Origin of the sequence: Pseudomonas simiae (assembly GCF_900111895.1) — a bacterium.
GTDB classification, from domain to species: Bacteria; Pseudomonadota; Gammaproteobacteria; order Pseudomonadales; family Pseudomonadaceae; genus Aquipseudomonas; species Aquipseudomonas simiae.
Genome location: NZ_FOKB01000001.1, coordinates 71270 through 90529, shown reverse-complemented (window position 1 = coordinate 90529; position 19260 = coordinate 71270). Strand labels below are relative to the sequence as shown.

22 protein-coding genes are annotated in these 19260 nt (G+C 61.1%); 3 read left to right on the top strand and 19 right to left on the bottom strand.

All coding sequences use genetic code 11. From position 1 onward, the window contains the following. Positions 1–4: 4 nt before the first annotated feature. From araG to BMZ57_RS00420, 4 genes are all read right to left on the bottom strand, one after another. Entirely contained in the window at positions 5–1504 is a 1500-nt protein-coding gene (gene araG, locus BMZ57_RS00435; RefSeq protein WP_069673245.1) for an L-arabinose ABC transporter ATP-binding protein AraG, read from the bottom strand. After that, the gene (locus BMZ57_RS00430; protein WP_038453667.1) at positions 1501–2481 is read right to left on the bottom strand and encodes a substrate-binding domain-containing protein; all 981 of its coding nucleotides are present in this window, start codon (positions 2479–2481) and stop codon (positions 1501–1503) included. The genes araG and BMZ57_RS00430 overlap by 4 nt, the downstream gene beginning before the upstream one ends. 32 nt (positions 2482–2513) lie before the next feature. Beyond that, positions 2514–3335, bottom strand: coding sequence for an SDR family oxidoreductase (locus BMZ57_RS00425; RefSeq protein WP_010208408.1), 822 nt, complete (start codon positions 3333–3335; stop codon positions 2514–2516). 269 nt (positions 3336–3604) lie between these two features. After that, the gene (locus BMZ57_RS00420; RefSeq protein ID WP_010208407.1) at positions 3605–4084 is read right to left on the bottom strand and encodes a GNAT family N-acetyltransferase; all 480 of its coding nucleotides are present in this window, start codon (positions 4082–4084) and stop codon (positions 3605–3607) included. Between the two features lie 190 nt (positions 4085–4274). Between BMZ57_RS00420 and BMZ57_RS00415 the strand changes: the two genes are divergently transcribed. The 3 genes from BMZ57_RS00415 to BMZ57_RS00405 are packed head-to-tail and all read left to right on the top strand — an operon-like array spanning position 4275 to position 5357. Further along, positions 4275–4607: a hypothetical protein gene (locus BMZ57_RS00415; RefSeq protein WP_010208406.1), complete on the top strand. Its 333-nt coding sequence runs from the start codon at positions 4275–4277 to the stop codon at positions 4605–4607. Between the two features lie 51 nt (positions 4608–4658). Further along, entirely contained in the window at positions 4659–4925 is a 267-nt protein-coding gene (locus BMZ57_RS00410; RefSeq protein ID WP_010208405.1) for a hypothetical protein, read from the top strand. A gap of 51 nt (positions 4926–4976) precedes the next feature. Continuing rightward, positions 4977–5357, top strand: a complete 381-nt coding sequence (locus BMZ57_RS00405) for a termination factor Rho (protein ID WP_010208403.1) — start codon at positions 4977–4979, stop codon at positions 5355–5357. A 51-nt stretch (positions 5358–5408) separates the two neighbouring features. Here BMZ57_RS00405 and BMZ57_RS00400 read toward each other — a convergent pair whose 3' ends face one another. The 15 genes from BMZ57_RS00400 to acpP all read right to left on the bottom strand — a co-directional run bounded on the left by BMZ57_RS00400 (position 5409) and on the right by acpP (position 19251). After that, positions 5409–6326, bottom strand: a complete 918-nt coding sequence (locus BMZ57_RS00400; protein ID WP_069673246.1) for a PfkB family carbohydrate kinase — start codon at positions 6324–6326, stop codon at positions 5409–5411. After that, positions 6319–7785: a purine-cytosine permease family protein gene (locus tag BMZ57_RS00395; protein WP_069673247.1), complete on the bottom strand. Its 1467-nt coding sequence runs from the start codon at positions 7783–7785 to the stop codon at positions 6319–6321. The genes BMZ57_RS00400 and BMZ57_RS00395 overlap by 8 nt, the downstream gene beginning before the upstream one ends. Positions 7786–7975: 190 nt before the next feature. Beyond that, a complete protein-coding gene (locus tag BMZ57_RS00390) occupies positions 7976–8977 on the bottom strand; it encodes an ADP-ribosylglycohydrolase family protein (RefSeq protein WP_010208399.1) in 1002 nt (333 codons plus the stop codon). After that, entirely contained in the window at positions 8974–9687 is a 714-nt protein-coding gene (locus tag BMZ57_RS00385) for a GntR family transcriptional regulator (protein ID WP_021491488.1), read from the bottom strand. Before BMZ57_RS00385 ends, BMZ57_RS00390 begins: the two co-directional genes overlap by 4 nt. 70 nt (positions 9688–9757) lie before the next feature. After that, positions 9758–10318: a DUF1285 domain-containing protein gene (locus BMZ57_RS00380; protein ID WP_010208397.1), complete on the bottom strand. Its 561-nt coding sequence runs from the start codon at positions 10316–10318 to the stop codon at positions 9758–9760. Positions 10319–10334: 16 nt separating this feature from the next. Next, positions 10335–10940, bottom strand: coding sequence for a DUF4823 domain-containing protein (locus BMZ57_RS00375; RefSeq protein ID WP_010208396.1), 606 nt, complete (start codon positions 10938–10940; stop codon positions 10335–10337). 75 nt (positions 10941–11015) lie between these two features. Beyond that, positions 11016–11984, bottom strand: a complete 969-nt coding sequence (locus tag BMZ57_RS00370; protein ID WP_010208395.1) for a GTP 3',8-cyclase MoaA — start codon at positions 11982–11984, stop codon at positions 11016–11018. A gap of 115 nt (positions 11985–12099) precedes the next feature. Beyond that, the gene (locus tag BMZ57_RS00365; RefSeq protein ID WP_010208394.1) at positions 12100–12753 is read right to left on the bottom strand and encodes a TetR/AcrR family transcriptional regulator; all 654 of its coding nucleotides are present in this window, start codon (positions 12751–12753) and stop codon (positions 12100–12102) included. A 445-nt stretch (positions 12754–13198) separates the two neighbouring features. After that, positions 13199–13984, bottom strand: coding sequence for a TatD family hydrolase (locus BMZ57_RS00360; RefSeq protein ID WP_044287709.1), 786 nt, complete (start codon positions 13982–13984; stop codon positions 13199–13201). Positions 13985–14045: 61 nt separating this feature from the next. Beyond that, a complete protein-coding gene (locus tag BMZ57_RS00355; protein ID WP_010208392.1) occupies positions 14046–15035 on the bottom strand; it encodes a DNA polymerase III subunit delta' in 990 nt (329 codons plus the stop codon). After that, on the bottom strand, positions 15028–15660 hold the full coding sequence (gene tmk / locus BMZ57_RS00350) for a dTMP kinase (RefSeq protein ID WP_069673248.1): 633 nt from the start codon (positions 15658–15660) through the stop codon (positions 15028–15030). Before tmk ends, BMZ57_RS00355 begins: the two co-directional genes overlap by 8 nt. Before the next feature lie 19 nt (positions 15661–15679). Continuing rightward, positions 15680–16825: an endolytic transglycosylase MltG gene (gene mltG, locus BMZ57_RS00345; protein ID WP_069673249.1), complete on the bottom strand. Its 1146-nt coding sequence runs from the start codon at positions 16823–16825 to the stop codon at positions 15680–15682. Position 16826: 1 nt separating this feature from the next. Next, a complete protein-coding gene (gene pabC / locus BMZ57_RS00340; protein ID WP_069673250.1) occupies positions 16827–17642 on the bottom strand; it encodes an aminodeoxychorismate lyase in 816 nt (271 codons plus the stop codon). Next, entirely contained in the window at positions 17642–18886 is a 1245-nt protein-coding gene (fabF, locus tag BMZ57_RS00335; protein WP_010208386.1) for a beta-ketoacyl-ACP synthase II, read from the bottom strand. The genes pabC and fabF overlap by 1 nt, the downstream gene beginning before the upstream one ends. A gap of 128 nt (positions 18887–19014) precedes the next feature. After that, positions 19015–19251 (bottom strand): acyl carrier protein, encoded by a 237-nt coding sequence (gene acpP, locus BMZ57_RS00330; protein WP_003175607.1) that lies wholly within the window; start codon positions 19249–19251, stop codon positions 19015–19017. Positions 19252–19260 lie beyond the last annotated feature (9 nt).

The following is a 19260-nucleotide window of genomic DNA, read 5'->3' as shown; positions in this document are numbered from 1 at the left end:
TTCTTCAAGCCCGCGAACGCGGGAGAGCCAGTTGCAACAGCCGAGCTTCGTCCGCCTGATCGCGGGTCAGTTCGCCGGTCAAGGCGCCCTCGCTCATCACCAGGATGCGGTCGCTGATACCCATCACTTCCATCAGGTCGCTGGACACCACGATCACCGCAATACCGCTGGCGGCGAGGTTGTGGATGATCTGGTAGATCTCCGACTTGGCGCCGATATCGATGCCTCGGGTCGGCTCGTCCAACAACAGCACCTTCATCGGCATCGACAGCCAGCGGCCGAGAATGGCCTTCTGCTGGTTGCCGCCGGAGAGGTACATGATTTTCTGTTCGGGGTTAGGGGTCTTGACCTTCATCGCCTTGATCTGCCGATCAGCGTTGGTCGTTTCCCAGCCGTCACGCAGCAGCCAGCCAAAGGTGGAATGGGCACCGCGTGCGCTGATGTTGATGTTCTCGGCCACGCTGGACAGCGGAATGATGCCCTCCTTCTTGCGGTCTTCCGGGCACAGCAGCACGCCGGCGGCGATGGCATCGCGGGGTGACCGCAATTGCAGCGTTTGCCCGCAGAGTGCCAGGCTTCCAGCGGTGCTACGGGTCAAACCGCTCAGCAGCCGAAACAGCTCCGTGCGCCCCGCCCCGACCAATCCGAACAGGCCGAGAATCTCGCCCTTGTGCACGTTCAGGCTCACCGGTTCACGCAGGCCTGGCCCGAGTAAACCCTCGACCTTCAGCGCCACTTCGCCTTGTTCCCGTTGTCGATAATCGTAGATGTCCTGAATATCGCGACCGACCATGCAGGTCACTAACTGGTCGTGGCTCAGCGCATTCATGTCGTCGAAGGTGCGCACATAACGGCCGTCCTTGAAGACTGTCACCGCGTTGCAGATGCGGAATACTTCTTCCATGCGGTGCGACACATAGAGCACCACTTTGCCCTCATCGCGCAGGCGCGTGATGATCGCCATCAAACGGTCGATCTCCCGCGCCGACAGGCTGCTGGTGGGTTCGTCGAAGGCGATCACATGGGCACCACGGGACAGTGCCTTGGCGATTTCCACCAGTTGGCGTTGGCCAAGGGACAACCGACCGAGCTTTTCATCCGGATCGATTTCATCCGCCAGGCCTTTGAGGCAGGCCAACGCTTGCTTGCGCAACTGGCTGCGATTGACCACCCCGAAGCGCGTCGGCAAATGCCCAAGAAACAGATTCTCAGCGACGGTCATTTCCGGCACCAGATGCAACTCCTGGTGGATCACCGCCACGCCGCAGGCAATGCTATCGGCGGCGGACTTGAAGTCCATGGTCTGCTCGCCGATCTGCAACGTGCCGCTGCTGGGCAGGTAGGCACCGCCGAGGATCTTCAGCAGCGTCGACTTGCCCGCGCCGTTCTCGCCCATCAACGCATGCACCTCGCGCGGCCGCGCTTCAAAGCTGATCTGCGACAGGGCTTTCACACCGGGAAATTCTTTGCCGATGCCGTTGAAACGCAAGGCCGCGCCGATCATTTCCACAGCCCGATTTTGCTCAACTCTTCCTTGAAGTTGGCGCGGGTGATCAGGGTCACGTTGTCCAGGGCGGTGAACTTGGCCGGCTCGGTGCCTTGGGTGACCCACTCGAACATCGCGCTGGCAGTCTTGTAGCCGGAGGCGTCAGGGCTCAGCAACATCGAGCCGTAGAAGCCGGTGTCGGATTTTTTCAGTTCCTCAATCGCATCAGTGCCGTTGATGCCGACGCCTATCACGTTGGCCGCCTTGAACCCGGCGCTTTCGGTGGCCCGCACGCCGCCCAGCACGGTGCTGTCGTTCATGCCGCCGATGATCAGGTTTTTCGCACCGCTGGGCAGTTTCACCAGGGCCGAGTTGGTGGCGTCCATGCTGCCGGGCACGTCGAGGGTTTTCTGCGCGCTGAACAGAATGTGGTCAGCGGGCAGACCGGCGGCCTTGAGGCCTTCTACCGAACCGTCGGTGCGTTTCTTGCCGGTTTCCAGCTCGTCAAAGGTGTTGATGACGGCGTAGGTGTCCTTCCAGTCCCAGTTGCGATGCTTGGCTTCGGTGGCCATGGCTTCGCCTTGTTTCTGGCCGATCTTGTAGGCATCGAGGCCGACGTAGGGCACGTCTTCCATGGGCTTGCCCTTGGCGTCGACAAACCGGTCGTCCACCGCCAGCACTTTGAGGTTATTGAGTTTGGCCTTGGCCATGATCGCCGGGCCGAGGGACACGTCCGGCGGGCAGATCACAAAGCCCTTGGCGCCGTTGGCGGCAAGCGTATCGATGGCAGACAAGGTCTTCTCACCGTCAGGCACGGCGATCTTGATCACGGTGAAGCCCTGGTCCTTACCGGCTTTTTCGGCGAAGGCCCATTCGGTCTGGAACCAGGGTTCTTCAGCCTGTTTGACCAGGAAGCCGATCTTCACTTCCTCGGCGAGCGCCACGCTGCTGAACGCCATGGCCAGCGCCAGGGTGCCTAGAGTCTTCTTGAACATGGACCACCTCCTTCTTGTTATTGGAAAACGCTTTAGTCGTGGTACATCACAGAACGCCCGCCATCGATCATCAGGCAGGTTGCATTGATAAAGGGCGCCTCGTCGGTCGCCAGGAACAGTGCCGTCATCGCCACCTCGATCGGCTGGCCGATGCGCTTGGGCGGGTGCAGGTCGAAGGCGCGCTGGCGCTCGGCGTGAGGGTCGGGGAACCCGTTCCAGTAGTCGACGTTGAGCTGGGTTTCGATATAGCCCGGCGCGATGGCATTCACGCGGATGCCTTTGGGCGCGTATTCGATGCCGAGGGCGCGAGTCAGGCCGAGCAAGCCGTGCTTGGCCACGGGGTAGGGAAAGCAGCCGGGGATGATATGGCTGGAATGGGTGGAGGCAATGTTGATGATGTTGCCGATGCCTTGCTCGATCATGTGCGGCAACACCGCGCGGCAGCCGAACCAGGCACCGTCGAGGTCGATGGCAAAGCAGCGGCGCCAATCTTCGTCGGTCATTTCCAGCGGGTCGCGGAACACGTTGACCCCGGCGCAATTGACCAATACATCCACGCGACCAAAGCGTTCGATGGCCAGATTGACCAGCGCCTGCCATTGATCTTTTGAGGTGATGTCGACGGCTTGCGCGTAGATGTCCGCGCCGCGTTCACGCCAGTGGGCGGCAACCTTCTCGACCTTTTCGCCCTGGATATCCGCAATGATCAACCGCGCCTGCTGGGCCTGGAAGCACGCGACGATGGCCTCGCCAATGCCCTGGGCGGCGCCGGTGATGATCACCACTTTGCCGTTGAGCCGCTCGCCATAGGTTGGCTCGGGCACGGCGGGGAGTGACAAGGGTTGTGCCTGCATCGCTTCACCTGTTTTATTTTTGGTAGTGAGTGCTGATGCAGGCGACTATAAACCCATCATTTGAAATATCTCAATATATAAATTCTCATCCCATATATTGAGCACAGTCACAAAAATAATATGGGAGCGGGCCCGTGTGGGAGCTGGCTTGCCTGCGATACAGGCACCTCGGTTCTTCAGTTGCATCGAGGTGATGCTATCGCAGGCAAGCCAGCTCCCACACAAGCCCCGCTCCCACATTTTTGATCTTCAGTGTTTACAGAACGGTGCTAGCCCAGGGCGAAGTCCCGCAGCGCATCGCCTTCCATGCGATAGCGCACCCACTCTTCCTGCGGCTGGGCACCGATGGATTTGTAGAAGGCAATCGCCGGTTCGTTCCAGTCCAGCACACTCCACTCGAAGCGCCCGCAGCCGTTATCGAAAGCAATCTTCGCCAAGTGGCGCAACAGCTTCTTGCCCGCCCCGCCGCCGCGTTGTTCCGGGTTGATATAAAGGTCTTCCAGGTACAGGCAGTTGCTGCCCAGCCAAGTCGAATAGCTGAAGAAAAACACCGCAAAACCAATCGGCAAGCCGTCGCGCAAGCAGATCAGGCCATGGGCCGTGGCGCCCTCGCTGAACAGGCTGCGCTCGATATCCACCACGCTGGCGATCACTTCATGCCGGGCTTTCTCATACTCGGCAAGCTCGGTGATGAAAGTCAGGATCTGCGCAGCATCGCTGGGCACGGCGGGGCGAATCTCGATGGTCATGGGCGAGCCTTGGCAATTTCAAAGCACACATACTAAGGCGCTTTCATGACGAGTTGCAGCGCATTTTCGCGGTTACCGGCACACAAAATCTTACAGGTGACACAAGACCGTTCGTCGCCATCAAGGCACGAACACGAAACGAGGGCTGACCAATAGTAGGTAAGGACATTAATCATATGGAGACACCCTCATGAAAAATTCCAAGTTTGCCGCCCTCGCCCTCACTGGCCTGTTGTCTGCTGCGTCGCTGAGCGCCTTCGCCGCCAGCTCGACCACCGGACCGACGGATCCAACGCCTGACGCCACCACCGAGTCGCAGAAGTCCATGGGCACCGGCATGGACACCAACGGTGGTGCGGTCATCGATAACGGCGCTGACCCGCGCACCAAAGGCAATGACACCCAACGCCAAGCGCCTGCTGCCGTCGGTAACGGCAAAATGGGCCCGGCGATCAATCAGCCCAACATCAACAAGGGCGATGACTCCAACGTCCCAGGTGCACCAAAGCAACCTGCGCCTTGATCCATCGAACGCTAGACGAACACCCGATCATCTCCCAATGAAGAGGTACGCATGAACGTCGATAGAAACCTTGAAAAAGAAGTCCTCACCCGCCTGCTTCACGCTCACCCGCAAGGCCTGGGCAAGGAGGTGCTGGATAACTACCGCGGCGAAAAAGAGGTCGCCAGTGTCTTGGCGTTTCTGCAGGACCGTGGGTTGATCAAGGATGGGCATGTGACCACCGACGACGCCGGTGAATATTCGTTGAACTTGCCGATCAAGCTGACCGCGTCCGGTGTGGATGAGGCGCGCAAGCTCGACGGTGCAGGCCCGCAGTAATTCATTTTTGTCTGGTCTGGCCCCGCTGCTGGGGCCAGTAGGAGTATCGCAATGCCTCTTGGAAGCAAAGCCAAATACACCGCCGCACAGAAGCGCAAAGCTGCTCGTATCGAAGAAAGTTATGAGCACAAAGGCGTCCCCAAGGATGAAGCTGAAGCCCGTGCCTGGGCCACCGTGAACAAGCAGTCCGGCGGGGGTGAAAAGGCCGGCGGTTCGGGTCAGCGCAAAGCGCCGGCCAGGAAAGCCGCGGACCGGCAAGCATCAGCCAAGCGTGCCGCGGCCACCCGTGAGGGCCACCCACGCAGCAGCCGCGCTTCGCTGGCGACCCAGACCAAGGAAAGCCTGCTGAAAGAAGCGCGGGCCAAGGACATACCGGGCCGATCCAGCATGCGCAAGGATCAATTGATCGAAGCACTGCGCAAAGCCGGTTGAACAAAAAACCTGTAGGCGCGGGCAAGCCGGTGCCTACAGGTTTTGGTGTGTTTATTCGGTAAGAAGTGCGTCGACTTCGGCGGTGCCTGGAGACGTTGCAGGTCCCCAGCGTGTTACCGCCAAGGCTGCGGCTGCATTCGCTCGACGTGCCGCTTCAGCAGGCTTCAGCCCCTTCGCCAGGCCAGCAATAAATACCCCCGCATGCGCATCCCCGGCACCATTGCTGTCCACTGCCTGCACCTTGAAGCCGGGCACATGCTCAACCGAGCCCGTTCGCCCTACCCAGCAGCCATTGGGCCCATCACGAACCACCAGCAGCGTTTCGGCGGGCAGGTGCTGGCTCAGCTCGGGCAGCGCGGCGGCGATATCCAATGCACCGGTAAAGGCCAGGGCTTCCGGGCCATTGCTGGTCCAGATGTCGATACGCGGTAATAACACGCGCATCAAGGCCGAGTCCGGTGCCTTCACCAGCGGGCCTGGATCGAACACCACCACGATCTCCCGTGGCAACGCCAGTAACCAGTCGATCAGCGGCTGCGCCTTGCCCTCCAGCAGCAAGCTATAGCCGCTGACGTATACATAGTCGTCAAGCTGCGGCACAACCCTGGCCAGGTCCTCGGCATTCAGCTCACCCTCGGCGCCGATGTAGGAGATGAAGGTGCGCTCGGTGGTGGCTTCGGTCAGGGACACACACAAGCCGGTGTCCTTGCCAGCACTGGCGGCCAGGGCCATTTCAATGCCCTCGGCCTGCATCGCTGCACGGGCCAGGTCGCCAAAGCGCCCGTTACCGTGACGCCCCAGATAGACCACTGGCAGCCCGTTACGCCGAGCAGCGGCCATCACGTTGAAGCCACCGCCGGCCTCAAAGCTGGCCGATTGCGCCAGCACGTCGCCGCCAGTGGCGGGTAAGGTATCGAGGGCCATGACCAAGTCGACGATGACCTGGCCGGTATGCAGCAATCTAGACATTAGGACGCTCTACCAAAGCCGGGCGACGGTCAGCTGCGCCACCCAGTACCGCATAAATTCCGCCGGCCACCAGAAAGGTGACGATCCAGCCCAGACCGTTGTGGCCCAGCCAGGAGTCGGACAAAGGCCCGGCGAACCAGATGTTTTCGGCGGTGGTGCCAATGGTGGTGAAGCTGAAGCCCAGCACGATCGCCACAGCCCAGGCACCGAACGCACGCCATTCCACACCGCCGCGATACCAGTAGGCGCTGCTTGGGCTCACGTCCAGCAGGTCCTTGGGGCTGTAGTAGTGACGGTGGATCAGGTCAACCACGAAGATGCCGACCCACGCCGTGATCGGTACGGCCAGCAACGAGATGAAGGTGATGAACGGGCCGTAGAAGCTGTCGGCGATCAGCATGAAGTAGATCGAACCGGCGAAGATCGCCACGATGTCGACGATCACCGCATGCACGCGCTTGACCTTCAAGCCCAGGGTCAAGGTCGTGAGGCCTGCCGAGTACACCGACAGGTTGTTGGACAGCAGCAGCCCACCAAACGCGGTGATCAGGTACGGCACCGCCATCCAGGTCGGCAGCATGTCGCGGATCGCGACGATCGGGTCGGTGGCCGAGGCCAGGTCGTTGTTGCCCACCGACAGCAGACCGCCGAGGGTGATGAGCAACACCAGCGGAATGCCTGCACCAAACGCGGCCGATGCCACCAGGCGCACGGCGGTGACACTGCGGTGCTGGTAGCGCGACATGTCGGCACCGGCATTCGCCCACCCAATGCCGGTGCCGGCGGCCATGGTGCCGACGCCGATGATCATCGCGCTCAGCGGCGCCGGGGTCGCGTTGAACACCGCGCTCCAATCAATGGTCGCGCAGAGGAAGCCGCCGACCAGAATGTTCAAGGCACCGAACACATAGGAGGCCCACTTCTGGATCACCAGCAAGGTGGCGTGGCCCAGCCCGGACACCGACAGGGTCAGCAGCACGAAGATCGCGATAAAGATCAGGGTAAGCACTGGCGCGCTTTTCGCCTCGACCGGCGAACCAAACAGGATCGAACACAACGACAGCAGCACAAAGGCGGCCGTGGTGGTGTTGACGGTTTCCCAACCCAGGCGCGACATCAGCGACACCAGCGTCGGCCCGATATTGCCACGCACGCCGAAGATGGCGCGGGAAAGGGTGAGGCTCGGCGCGCGTCCACGACGACCGGCGATGGAGATGATGCCCACCACCGCGAACGACCCGGCAGCGCCGAGGATCGCCACGATAATGGCCTGCCAGATCGCCAGGCCGCGAAACGCAACCAACGTGGCGCCGAGCGGTAAGCCAAGGATGCTGATATTGGCGGCGAACCACACCCAGAACAGTTGCAGCGGGTGCCCGTTGCACTCGCCTTCTGGGACCGGTTCGATGCCGCGTGTTTCCAATTGCCCGGCACTCTGGCCGGAAGAAGTCGTGCTCATGAGGGGTGCTCCAAGTGCCTGTATTGTTGTGGTTGTGGCAGAGAATCAAAGCGTTAACCGGTCATCCTGACTCGACGCAATCAGTGTGGGAGCTGGCTTGCCTGCGATAGCGGTCAACCCGTTAGTGCATCAATGAATGACACACTGATATCGCAGGCAAGCCAGCGCCCAGATTTTTGCTCTGTGGTGTTCAGCGCAATTTGAGCAGCCCCAGAACCAGCGGCTGCAAATCCAGGCCATTGACCTGTTTGACCTGCTCGATCATCGCGTCAGGCCAGCACTGCATGCCCAGGCACGCACCCAGCATGGCGCCGAGAATGGCGGCAATCGTGTCAGTGTCACCGCCAAGGCTGGCGGCCAGGCACAACGCCTCCAACGCACTCATCTCACCCACCGCCACTTGTTGGGCAAGGGCGAACGACACCACCACCGACTCCTGGGACGCGACGGACGTACCGATCAATTCGTACAGCAGGTCGGCGAACAGGGCTTTGTCGCCGCTGCCGACACTCAACGTGCGCGCCCAACTGATGCGGGTGGAGATACGCCCGCCGGCAACCCAGTGACCGTGACCTTCCGCCTGCTGGGCAATCTGGGTGCCGATGTTCAGCGCTCCACCCAGGTCCACGCCGTTGATACCGGCCGATACCACCGCCGCCACCGCCGCCGCGCTGGAGATTCCCAGCGTGGTGTTGTGGGTCACCTGACAGGCCTGGATCACCGCCTGGATAAATGTCGCCGGGTCGCTGACATCGGCGGCAATGCCTACCGGCGTGATGCGCATCGCAGCGCCGTTGGTGGTGCCGTAACGGCCGGACTCTTCCGGGGTGTGGCCGGCGAGGATCATGCTGATCGCACGCTGGGTCGAGGGGCCGAGCAAATCCTGCGAGCCCTTGGCACGCATCACCGCTTCCCATTCGATCAAACGCTGGGCAAGCACCGTCGGTTCGATGACGCCCTGCCCTTCGACCAGCAACTCACCCACCAGGATCGCCTGCTCGGTGTCATCCGTGATGGAACCGGCGGGCATGTTCGGTGCGATAGGCTGGTCGGCGTCGGCATCTTCCAGGCCGGTGATGCCGCCGAAACGCGCGCGGACTTGCTCGCGGCTCAAGGACTGGGTCGGCATGCCCAGGGCATCACCCAAGGCCAGGCCGTAGAAAGCGCCGATGGCGTGGTTGAGCGAGGTCATGTCGAACGTCCAAACTGGAGGTGCAGGCGAAAGTGCAGAGGATCGAGCAAGCTTTCCACATACTCCATGAAACGCTCGCGACGGTCATAGGTGGTTCGTGACGCCTTGAGAAACACTGTGCCTGCGGGACGGCCGAGCAACTCGGCATCTTCGTCACTGAGGGGTTCGGCACCGATCCACTGGTCACCTTCGGCACCGATAAAACCGTAGGCGGCCAGGGTGATGGTCAGGGAGTCATCGATCAGGCCGACTGTCGGCAGGCTTTCCAGGCCGCCGGACGCGGGCATCAATGAGCGTTCCAGGGATACCGACGTGCCATCGGTGGTACGGCGGCGGCGATCAAGGGCGATGAACTGGTCGCTGCCGAAGCGGCTGAACAGGTCGGGGCGGGTCACCGCTTCCAGGCGCAGGATGTCAGTGTTCACCCGCGCTCCGGTGTCGGCCAGGGCCTGGGCCCAACCGCTGCGTTGGTCGAGCACCATGCCGTCAAAGGTGACGATGGAACCGACGCCGCTCTGCGTGGCGATGTAGTTGCGCCGCTTCAGCTCGGCGAGGGCTTCGCGCAGGGTGCCACGGCTGACCGCAAATTCTTCGGCCAGTTGGTGCTCGCCCGGCAACAGGAAACCGTCGGCCATCATTCCACCTTCGATACGGCGGATGAGCTCGTCGACGACGCGTTTTTTCTTATCAAATCGGACATGTCTAATCATGTACAAATTGATAACCGAAAGTGCCCGATTCCAGCAAGCGAATTATTTCAGGGAAATAAAAAAACCGGCCTCAAGGTTCCAGGCCGATACGGAAAAACTCCCCGCCGCTCCAGACACCCAGCCAGTTCTGACCATTGATCGGACGGCTCACCGCCAGCTCCACCAATTGGTAAAAGGCATTGCGATGCACCAGGGCTTCGAGGTTGGTGCGCACCCGCAGATAGGGCGCAGGTTCCTGGGTAACCGGGTCGATCACCACCCGCAAGGGATGTTCAAGGCCCGCTTCGATCTGATCGTCCACGTTGGTGGTGAAGCGCAGTACCTGGCCTTCGCCCTGCCCTTCGACCTCCAGCGTAACCGCGACAAACGGCGCATCATCGACGCTGATGCCGACCTTTTCCACGGGAGTGACCAGGAAGTAGTCATCGCCATCGCGGCGAATGATGTTGGAGAACAGCTTGACCATCGGCTTACGCCCGATCGGCGTGCCCTGGTAGAACCAAGTGCCGTCGCGGGCGATGCGCATGTCGATGTTGCCGCAGAAGTCCGGGTTCCACAGATGTACCGGCGCCGGTCCCTTGCCCTTGGGCAGCTGGGCCAACAGATCGTTGGCCTTGGCGGAATCGGTCATAGCGTTCTCCTGGTGCTTATTGATCACTCATACCCAGCAGACTGCGGGCGTACTGCCTCAGCGGGCGGGCAATCAGATCTTCTGGCTTGTTGTCGTGGAACGTCAGTAAACCGCCACGACTGCGAATACGTGCAGTATCAATCAAATACTGGGTGCTGGTCTCGATCAACATGATCTGAATGACGCCGCTGTCCAGCCCGACACGGTCGAGAGCTTCCTGATCGGACCACTCATCGGCATTGCCGATACGGTCATCCGCCTTGGCGAAGCGGCAGTACAGCAGATAGTGAGCGCCGGCCGCACGGGCTTCGGACATTGCCTGCTCAAGACCTTCTGGCTGACGGGCACGACGCACCATGGGGAAATACTCGATGAAACCGTTGAAGGCTTCCTCAGCCACCACGTTCGGACGCGGATAAGCGCTACCCGGCGGTACGAAGGCGCCTTGGGCAATAAACACGAAAGAATCCGGCTGTATGCGAACCGAGGCGGTGCGACGGGTATCGCTGTGATCCAGCAAACCGGCATCGCTCATCTGATAGCGGGTGCCTTCGGCCATATCGCTGACGGTCATGCAACCACTCAGCGTCAACGACGCCAGCAACAAAACCAGACTACGCATCCTAATCCTCCAGAAGCCGGTGACGGAAAACCGGCGAATGGGCGTGAGATGCAGGTTCTGCGCCAGCTTGGAAGACTAGCCGCCGATGATCTTCATGATGGTCGCGCCCCCGGAGAAGGCAACTTCCTGCTTGTCGCCCAACGCCTTCATCAACAGGCCCTGCAACGCTGGCAGCGCTTGGTGGCGCGGTTTGTCCAGCAAGTCGCCGACATAGTGACGATTGCTCGACGACAGGCAGCCATGCAGCCAACCGGTGGACGACAACCGCAACCGCGAACAGGTACGGCAGAACGGCACGCTTTCGTTGGCAATCACCCCGAAGTAGCCCTTGCCAGGTATTTCATAACGTACCGCCGTCGCGTCAATGGGCGCGCTGGCTTGCAAGTATTCATGCTGTTCGCCGATCAGGCCCAACAGCTGTTGCAAGCTGACAAATTGCTGCAGGAACGCGTTGGAGTCCTTGGCCAGGTGGCCCATGCGCATCAGCTCGATAAAGCGCAGTTCATAACCGCGCGCCAGGCAGTATTCGAGCAGCGGCATTACCTGGTCGAGGTTCTGGCCGCGCAACGGCACCATGTTGACCTTGATCTTGATCCCGGCAGCACGGGCCTGGTCCATGCCGTCGAGTACGGTGGCCAGGTCGCCGCCACGGGCGATGCTGCGGAAGGCGTCCGCATCCAGGGTATCGAGGGAGACGTTGATGCGCTTGATCCCGGCCTCGACCAGCAGCGGCAGTTTGCGCGCCAGCAGTTGGCCGTTGGTGGTCAGGCTGATGTCACTGAGCCCCATCTGCCCGACGGCGCCCATGAAGGCTTCCAGCTTGGGGCTGACCAGCGGTTCACCGCCGGTGATGCGCAGGCGCTCAATGCCCGCCGCCTCGATCAGGTAAGCCACGCCACGGGCCATGGCCTCGGCCGAGAGTTCGTCCTGGGCAGCCACCAGCCGCTTGCCGTTAGGCACGCAGTAGGTACACGCGTAATTGCAGGCTGAGGTCAGGCTGATCCGCAAATTGCGAAAACGCCTGCCTTGACGATCAACGATCATGGATCACTCCGGCAGAGGATGATTCGGGCGCGCTAAAAGCTGACTGATAAATCAGCTTTTAGCAAGAGTCCATGCCTGAGTATATTCCTGGGGTACTACGCGTGGCAGCAAATCATTACGTGGCGGGCGTTTCAGCCGGTGGCTGCTCAGCGCTGTGCTTGCGCTTATTGCCCATGCGCACGCCGATGTCCATCAGGAATTGGAAGAAACCTTCCTGATCTTCCAGCACATTGCTCCAGAACGGCGAGTGGTACAGCGCCACGGCACCGTGCACCAAGGCCCAGGCGGCGCAGTAGTGGAAATACGGCGGCACGTCTTCCAGCTTGCCTTCGCTGATGCGGCCCTTGATCAACAGGGTCAGGCGCTCGAAGTTCGAAGCACGGATCTTGTGCAGTTCCTCGACCATCTCCGGTACCTGATGGCCCTTGACCACCTTCTCTTCCAAGCGGTCGAACAGGCGGTAGCGCTGCGGGTCACGCATACGGAACTCGAAGTAGGCGCGGGACAAGGCTTCCTTGTCCTTGTCCACATCGGCCGAATGCAGCAGTTCGTTCAAATCGCGCTCGTAGTCGAGCATCAGGCGAAGGTAGATTTCGGCCTTCGATTTAAAGTGCTTGTAGATCGTGCCTTTGCCGATACCCACGGCATCCGCGATCATCTCGACGGTGACGCTGTCTTCACCCTGTTCGAGGAACAGCTTGAGTGCGGTGTCGAGAATTTCCTGCTCACGGCGGCGAAACTCACGGACCTTACGGGGTTCTTTGTGCATGAGGAAGAGGTCTGCAAAGGTCAAAATAGGGAGGGTAACGCAGGGCCACGGATACGCGGCGATACGATTTACCCGGTACGAGGGATTATCCCGACTGAACGGTCGCTGGGCAATGCCTATGTGAACCCGAAACGCACTTTACTTTCAGTGCGCCAACGATTTCATGGATCCCAGTCAGAAATAACACGCAAAAACTGCCACCGTGCTCCTGTCCGATGAGAACTCAAGCGAAGCGCGCGTATTCCAAATCTGTTTAAAAAACGATCAGCCGCGACTGGACTGAATCGGATACTGATCAATACTTCAACTGTCGGCGCGACATCTCCCCCAAGTGAAGCGCCGACCTGGGTACCAACGGACCGCGTACCCTTGTTTTACTCCTAATGGTCTTAGCCCGGATTCCCCCCCCAGAAGCCGGGTTTTTTTTGCCTGCGATGTGGCCGCGTCAAACGGTTACATGAGCCAGCGGGAACAGGCGTTTGAAGTTCTCGGTAGTCTGTTCGGCAAAGCGCTCGTAGGACTCGCCGCGCAACATCGCCAGGTAATCCGCTACATCGCGCACGTATTCAGGCAGGTTCGGCTTGCCGCGATGAGGAATGGGCGCCAGGTACGGCGAGTCGGTTTCCACCAGCAGGCGGTCGGCCGGCACTTGGCGCGCGACATCACGCAGGGCGTCGGCATTGCGGAAGGTGACGATGCCCGAGAGGGAAATGTAGAACCCCAGGTCCAGGGCCGCCTTGGCCATGTCCCAGTCTTCGGTGAAGCAGTGCAACACGCCGGCCTGGGGCAGCGCGGCTTCGCGCAGCAAGGACAGGGTGTCAGCACGGGCGCCACGGGTGTGGACGATCACCGGTTTGCCGGTTTGCTGGGCGGCTTGCAGGTGCAAACGGAAGGAGGCCTGCTGCAACTCGGCGGCTTCGGGCTCGTAGTGATAATCCAGGCCGGTTTCGCCGATGGCAACCACGCGCGGGTGATTGAGCTCAGCCAGTAGCCAGTCCAGCGCAGGCGCTTCACCGGGCTTGAGGTCCAGCGGGTGTATACCCACCGAACAATCCACATCGGCATAGCGATCAGCCAGGGCTTTGACGTCAGCCGCGTTTTGCGCGCTGACGCCGATGCACAGGAAATGCCCTACCCCACGCTGGCGCGCAGCGTCGAGGGCCGCATCAAGGGAACCGCCGTGTTGGGCCAGGTCGAGGCGATCGAGGTGGCAATGGGAATCTACTAGCATAAGGCTCTACAACTTCAGTCACGAAAAGTCTGACCGACGATACACCTGTCGGCCACGGAATTTAACGGCGGCCAAGCAAGCCGACCCACTGCACCAGCAGCGCTTCGAGCAACAGCACGCGGTTGAGGTTGGCCTTGCCGAGCACCTTCTGGCGCTGGGCGAGGATCCAGTCCTGGATCGTCAGCACCTTGTCCTGGGCACTTTTCTGCGCCAGGTACTGCACCACCTTACGCATATCCGGCAAGCCCAGGCCACTTTCATCCTGAGTCAGCTGGTAGCGCAGGATCAGGCTCGACCAATCGCAGAACCAGTCGAACAGCAACAACAGGGGAATGTCCTTCCAGGCACTTTCGGCCAGTTGAGTGGCAGACACTTCCTGCTTGATCAGTTTCTTCACGCCATCCACCACCAGCGCGCGTTGCTCACGCACGCCCTGGGCTTGCAGCTTCACCGCCGCCAGAGGCGAGCCGGCCGCCAGGGTAAGCAGCTCGACCCGTTCATCCTGGCTGCACGCCGGCAACGCCTGCGCGAGCCATTCGAGGCTCATCGCCTCGCTCGGCAGCGGGCACGCCTGCTGCACGCAGCGGCTACGAATGGTCGGCAACAAGCGGCTGGACTGGTGGCTGACCAGCAACAATACGGTGTCGCCGGACGGTTCCTCCAGGCTCTTGAGCAAGGCGTTGGCGGCGTTGATGTTCATCGCCTCCACCGGCTCGATCAACACGACTTTGCGCCCGCCCATCTGCGCGGTCTGCACCACAAAGCTGACGAGGTCGCGCACTTGGTCGACCTTGATCGCCTTGTCGGCTTCCTCGGGTTCCAACAGGTAGTTATCCGGGTGGCTGCCGGCCTTGAGCAGCAGGCAGGATTTGCACTCGCCGCAGGCTTCCAGGTTGACCGGGCGCTGGCACAGCAGGCTAGCCATGAGGCGCTCGGCCAGGTCACGTTTACCGATACCCACCGGCCCATGCAACAGGTAGGCGTGGGCGTGCTGGGCACGGCCGGCCAGTTGTTGCCACAGGCTGTCCTGCCACGGGTAGGCTTCAGCCACGGGCGCGCTCCAGCAGTGTGGGCAACAGGCCGTCGATGGCGTGCTGCACCTGGGCCAGCGGTTGGGCGGCGTCCAGCAGGTAGTAACGCGCAGGTTCGGCCGCAGCCCGTTTGAGGAACGCCGTGCGTACCGCATCAAAGAAGGCCTGGCCTTCGAGCTCGAAACGGTCAAGGCGACCACGGGCGCTGGCACGGGCCAGGCCGACTTCCACCGGCAGGTCGAAGACCAGGGTCAGGTCAGGGCGCAGGTCGCCTTGGACGAAGGTTTCGAGCGTCGCGATGCGCTCCAGGGACAGGCCTCGGCCACCGCCCTGGTAGGCATAAGTGGAATCGGTGAATCGGTCGCAGATCACCACGGCACCGCGCGCCAGGGCCGGGCGAATCACTTCGGCCAAGTGCTGGGCACGGGCGGCGAACACCAGCAGGAGTTCGGTATCCGGGTTCATCTGCTCTTCACCCGGCGCCAGCAGCACCTCGCGTATACGCTCGGCCAGCGGCGTGCCGCCGGGCTCGCGGGTCAGCACCACTTCGATACCTTCGTGGCGCAAACGCTCGGCCAGGTAATCGCGGTTGGTGCTTTTGCCGGCGCCTTCGGGGCCTTCCAGGGTAATAAACAAGCCAGTCACAGGCAGTCCTTAGTCAGAATTATTGCGGGCTTTGCGGGGCGGCGGTGTCCGGCGCAGGCTCGATCGGCTTTTCAACCGGCGCTTGCGCGGGCACATCCACCGCAGGCGTTGCGTCTTCCTCAGGCTTCACGGCAGGCGCAGGGCTGGAGCGGTAATCGGCCCGGCGCTTGAGCTGGAACTCCCGCACGGCGGCATTATGCGCATCCAGGTCATCGGAGAAAATATGGCTGCCGTCACCCCGCGCGACAAAATACAGGCTGCTGCCCGGCACCGGGTTAAGCGCGGCATGGATCGCCTCGCGCCCGACCATGGCAATGGGCGTCGGCGGCAGGCCGGCCACCATGTAGGTGTTATAGGGATTGGCTTCCTTGAGGTGAGCGCGGGTCAACTTGCCGTTGTAGCGCTCGCCCAGGCCATAGATCACCGTCGGGTCGGTCTGCAATAACATGCCGACCTTCAGGCGACGCACAAAGACACCGGCAATCTGCCCACGCTCTTCAGGCACGCCAGTCTCTTTCTCCACCAGGGAGGCCATGATCAGCGCTTGATAAGGGTCGGTGTACGGCGCATCGGCGGCACGCTTGCTCCACTCCTGAGCAAGTACATCGTCGAGGCGGTTGTAGGCTTTTTTCAGGAACTCGACGTCGGTCATGCCACGCACGAAACGGTAGGTATCGGGGAAGAACCGACCTTCCGGGAACACGCCGGGGTGACCGAGCTTGTCCATGACCTCGGTGTCGCTCAGGCCTGCGAGGGTCTGCACGATCTTTTCATGCTTGGCCAGGGCCGAGCGCACCTGGCGGAAGTTCCAGCCTTCGACCAGGGTCAGGCTGTATTGCACCACTTCGCCACGCTGCCATAGGCCGATCAAGCCCTGCGCCGTCATGACGGGGGTCATGCGGTATTCGCCGCTGTGCAGTGGCTGGCCATCGAGGTTAAAGCGCCAGTACAGGCGCAACCAGAAGGCGCCATCCAGCACGCCGTCGGCTTCCAGGCGATTGAAGGTGCCGGTGGGGGTGGCCCCCGCCGGCACGTCGAGCAATTGCTCCTGGGTCAGTTTCAAGGGCTGCTTCAAGGCAGCGTCGAATTTCCAGACGCCATAGCCCAACAGCAAAGCCGCCGAGAACAGACCGACCAGCAGCAGTACAACCAGTTTTCGTATCAACTCAAATTTCCAATAGCGCGCGAACAATGGCCTGCAGTTTACGGGTGAGCGGCCCAACCGGCCAGCTCATCGCAGCGTACCCGCGCACCGGCCAAATGCCATAAACGCTGTTGCACACAAAGACTTCGTCGGCCTGCTGCACCTGCTCAAGATCGATGTCGGCCACGGCCACCGGGATGCCCAGGCTTTGTGCCTGGACCAGAATCTCGGCGCGCATCACACCGGCAACGCCGCAACGGGTCAGATCAGCGGTTAGTAACAAGCCGTTGCGCACTAGGAACAGGTTGCTGAATACGCCTTCGATGACGCGGCCGGACACATCCAGCATCAAGCCTTCAGCGTGCTCAGTGTCTTGCCACTCGGCGCGGGCGATCACCTGTTCGAGGCGATTGAGGTGCTTGAGACCGGCCAGCAACGGCTGTTCGGCCAAGCGGGTCGCACAGGCGAACAGACGGATGCCGTCGGCTGCATGGGCGTTGGGATAGGTAGCAGGCGGACTGCCCTGCAAGATACGGCGCACCGGAGCGCCGGGGTTGATGCCATAACCGCGCAGGCTGTCGCCGCGGGTCATGATCAATTTGAGAACACCGTCGCCGAGGGCGGCGGCATAGGCCAGCACTTCGCTGCGGATCAATTCACGATCCGCAACCAAGGCGAGGCGCCTGCACCCCTCATCGAGGCGTTGCAGGTGGCGGTCGAGCAGCACAGGCTGCCCGGCCCTGACGGCGATGGTCTCGAACAGCCCATCACCATACGCCAGGCCGCGATCTTTCAGGGGCACGCTGTCCGCTGGCTGACCGTCGACCCAGCTGTGCATCACTCGGCGAACCGGCGGAACACCAGGGAACCGTTGGTGCCACCAAAACCGAACGAGTTGGAGATCACCACGTCGATCGGCATCGGCTGTGCTTCGTGAGGCACGAAGTTCAGGTCACAGCCTTCATCCGGCTCATCCAGGTTGATGGTCGGCGGAGCGACCTGATCCTTGATGGCCATGACGCTGAAGATCGCCTCGACCGCGCCCGCCGCGCCCAGCAAGTGGCCGGTCATCGACTTGGTGGAGCTGACCGCCAGGTTGTAGGCGTGCTCGCCGAACACCGACTTGATGGCTTCGGCTTCAGCCAGGTCGCCGGTCGGGGTCGACGTGCCATGGGCGTTGATGTACTGCACTTGGTCCGCATTGACCTTCGCGTCGCGCAGGGCGTTGGTGATGCAACGCGCAGCACCGGCACCGTCGGACGGTGGCGAGGTCATGTGGTAAGCGTCGCCGCTCATGCCGAAGCCGATCAGCTCGGCGTAAATCGTGGCACCACGCGCCTTGGCGTGCTCCAACTCTTCCAGTACCAGCGCACCGGCACCGTCGGACAGTACGAAACCGTCACGGCCTTTGTCCCATGGACGGCTGGCACGGCTCGGCTCGTCGTTACGGGTCGACAGCGCCCGGGAGGCGCCGAAGCCGCCCATGCCCAGGCCGCAGGCTGCCATTTCGGCGCCGCCGGCAATCATCACGTCGGCTTCGTCATAGGCGATGTTGCGCGCCGCCATGCCGATGCAGTGCGTGCCGGTGGTACACGCCGTGGCGATGGCGTAGTTAGGCCCCTGTGCGCCCAGGTGGATCGACAGGAAACCGGAAATCATATTGATGATCGATCCCGGGACGAAGAACGGTGAAATTCGACGAGGGCCGGAATCATGCAACGTGCGGCTGGTTTCTTCGATATTGGTCAAACCGCCAATACCCGAACCCATCGCCACGCCGATGCGATCACGGTTGGCGTCGGTGACTTCCAGGCCGGCATTACGCACTGCCTGAAAACCGGCTGCCAGGCCGTATTGAATGAACAGGTCGAGTTTGCGGGATTCTTTGACCGAGAGGTATTCCTCGACATTGAAACCCTTTACCGAGCCGCCAAAACGGGTGGAATAGGCAGAAAGGTCCGTGTGTTCGATCAGACCAATACCACTGTGGCCAGCCAGAATGCCCTGCCAACTGCTCGGCACATCCGTGCCCAGTGGCGACAACATACCCATACCGGTGACTACGACGCGTCTACGCGACACAGCACTCTCCTTTTTCTAATGACGACACTTTTGCTTCAACGTTTACTTTTGATCAGGGCTAAAGAAAAAACCGCACGCCGTTACAGCAGTGCGGTTTTTCCCTGAAAGCAAACGACGACTACAAACTATTACGCCTGGTGGCTAGTAACGTAGTCGATAGCAGCTTGAACAGTAGTGATTTTTTCAGCTTCTTCGTCCGGGATTTCGGTCTCGAATTCCTCTTCCAGAGCCATCACCAGCTCAACGGTGTCAAGGGAATCGGCACCCAGGTCTTCTACGAAGGAAGCAGTGTTGACCACTTCTTCTTCTTTAACGCCCAGTTGCTCGGCGACGATTTTCTTGACGCGCTCTTCGATGGTGCTCATACCTTGTTT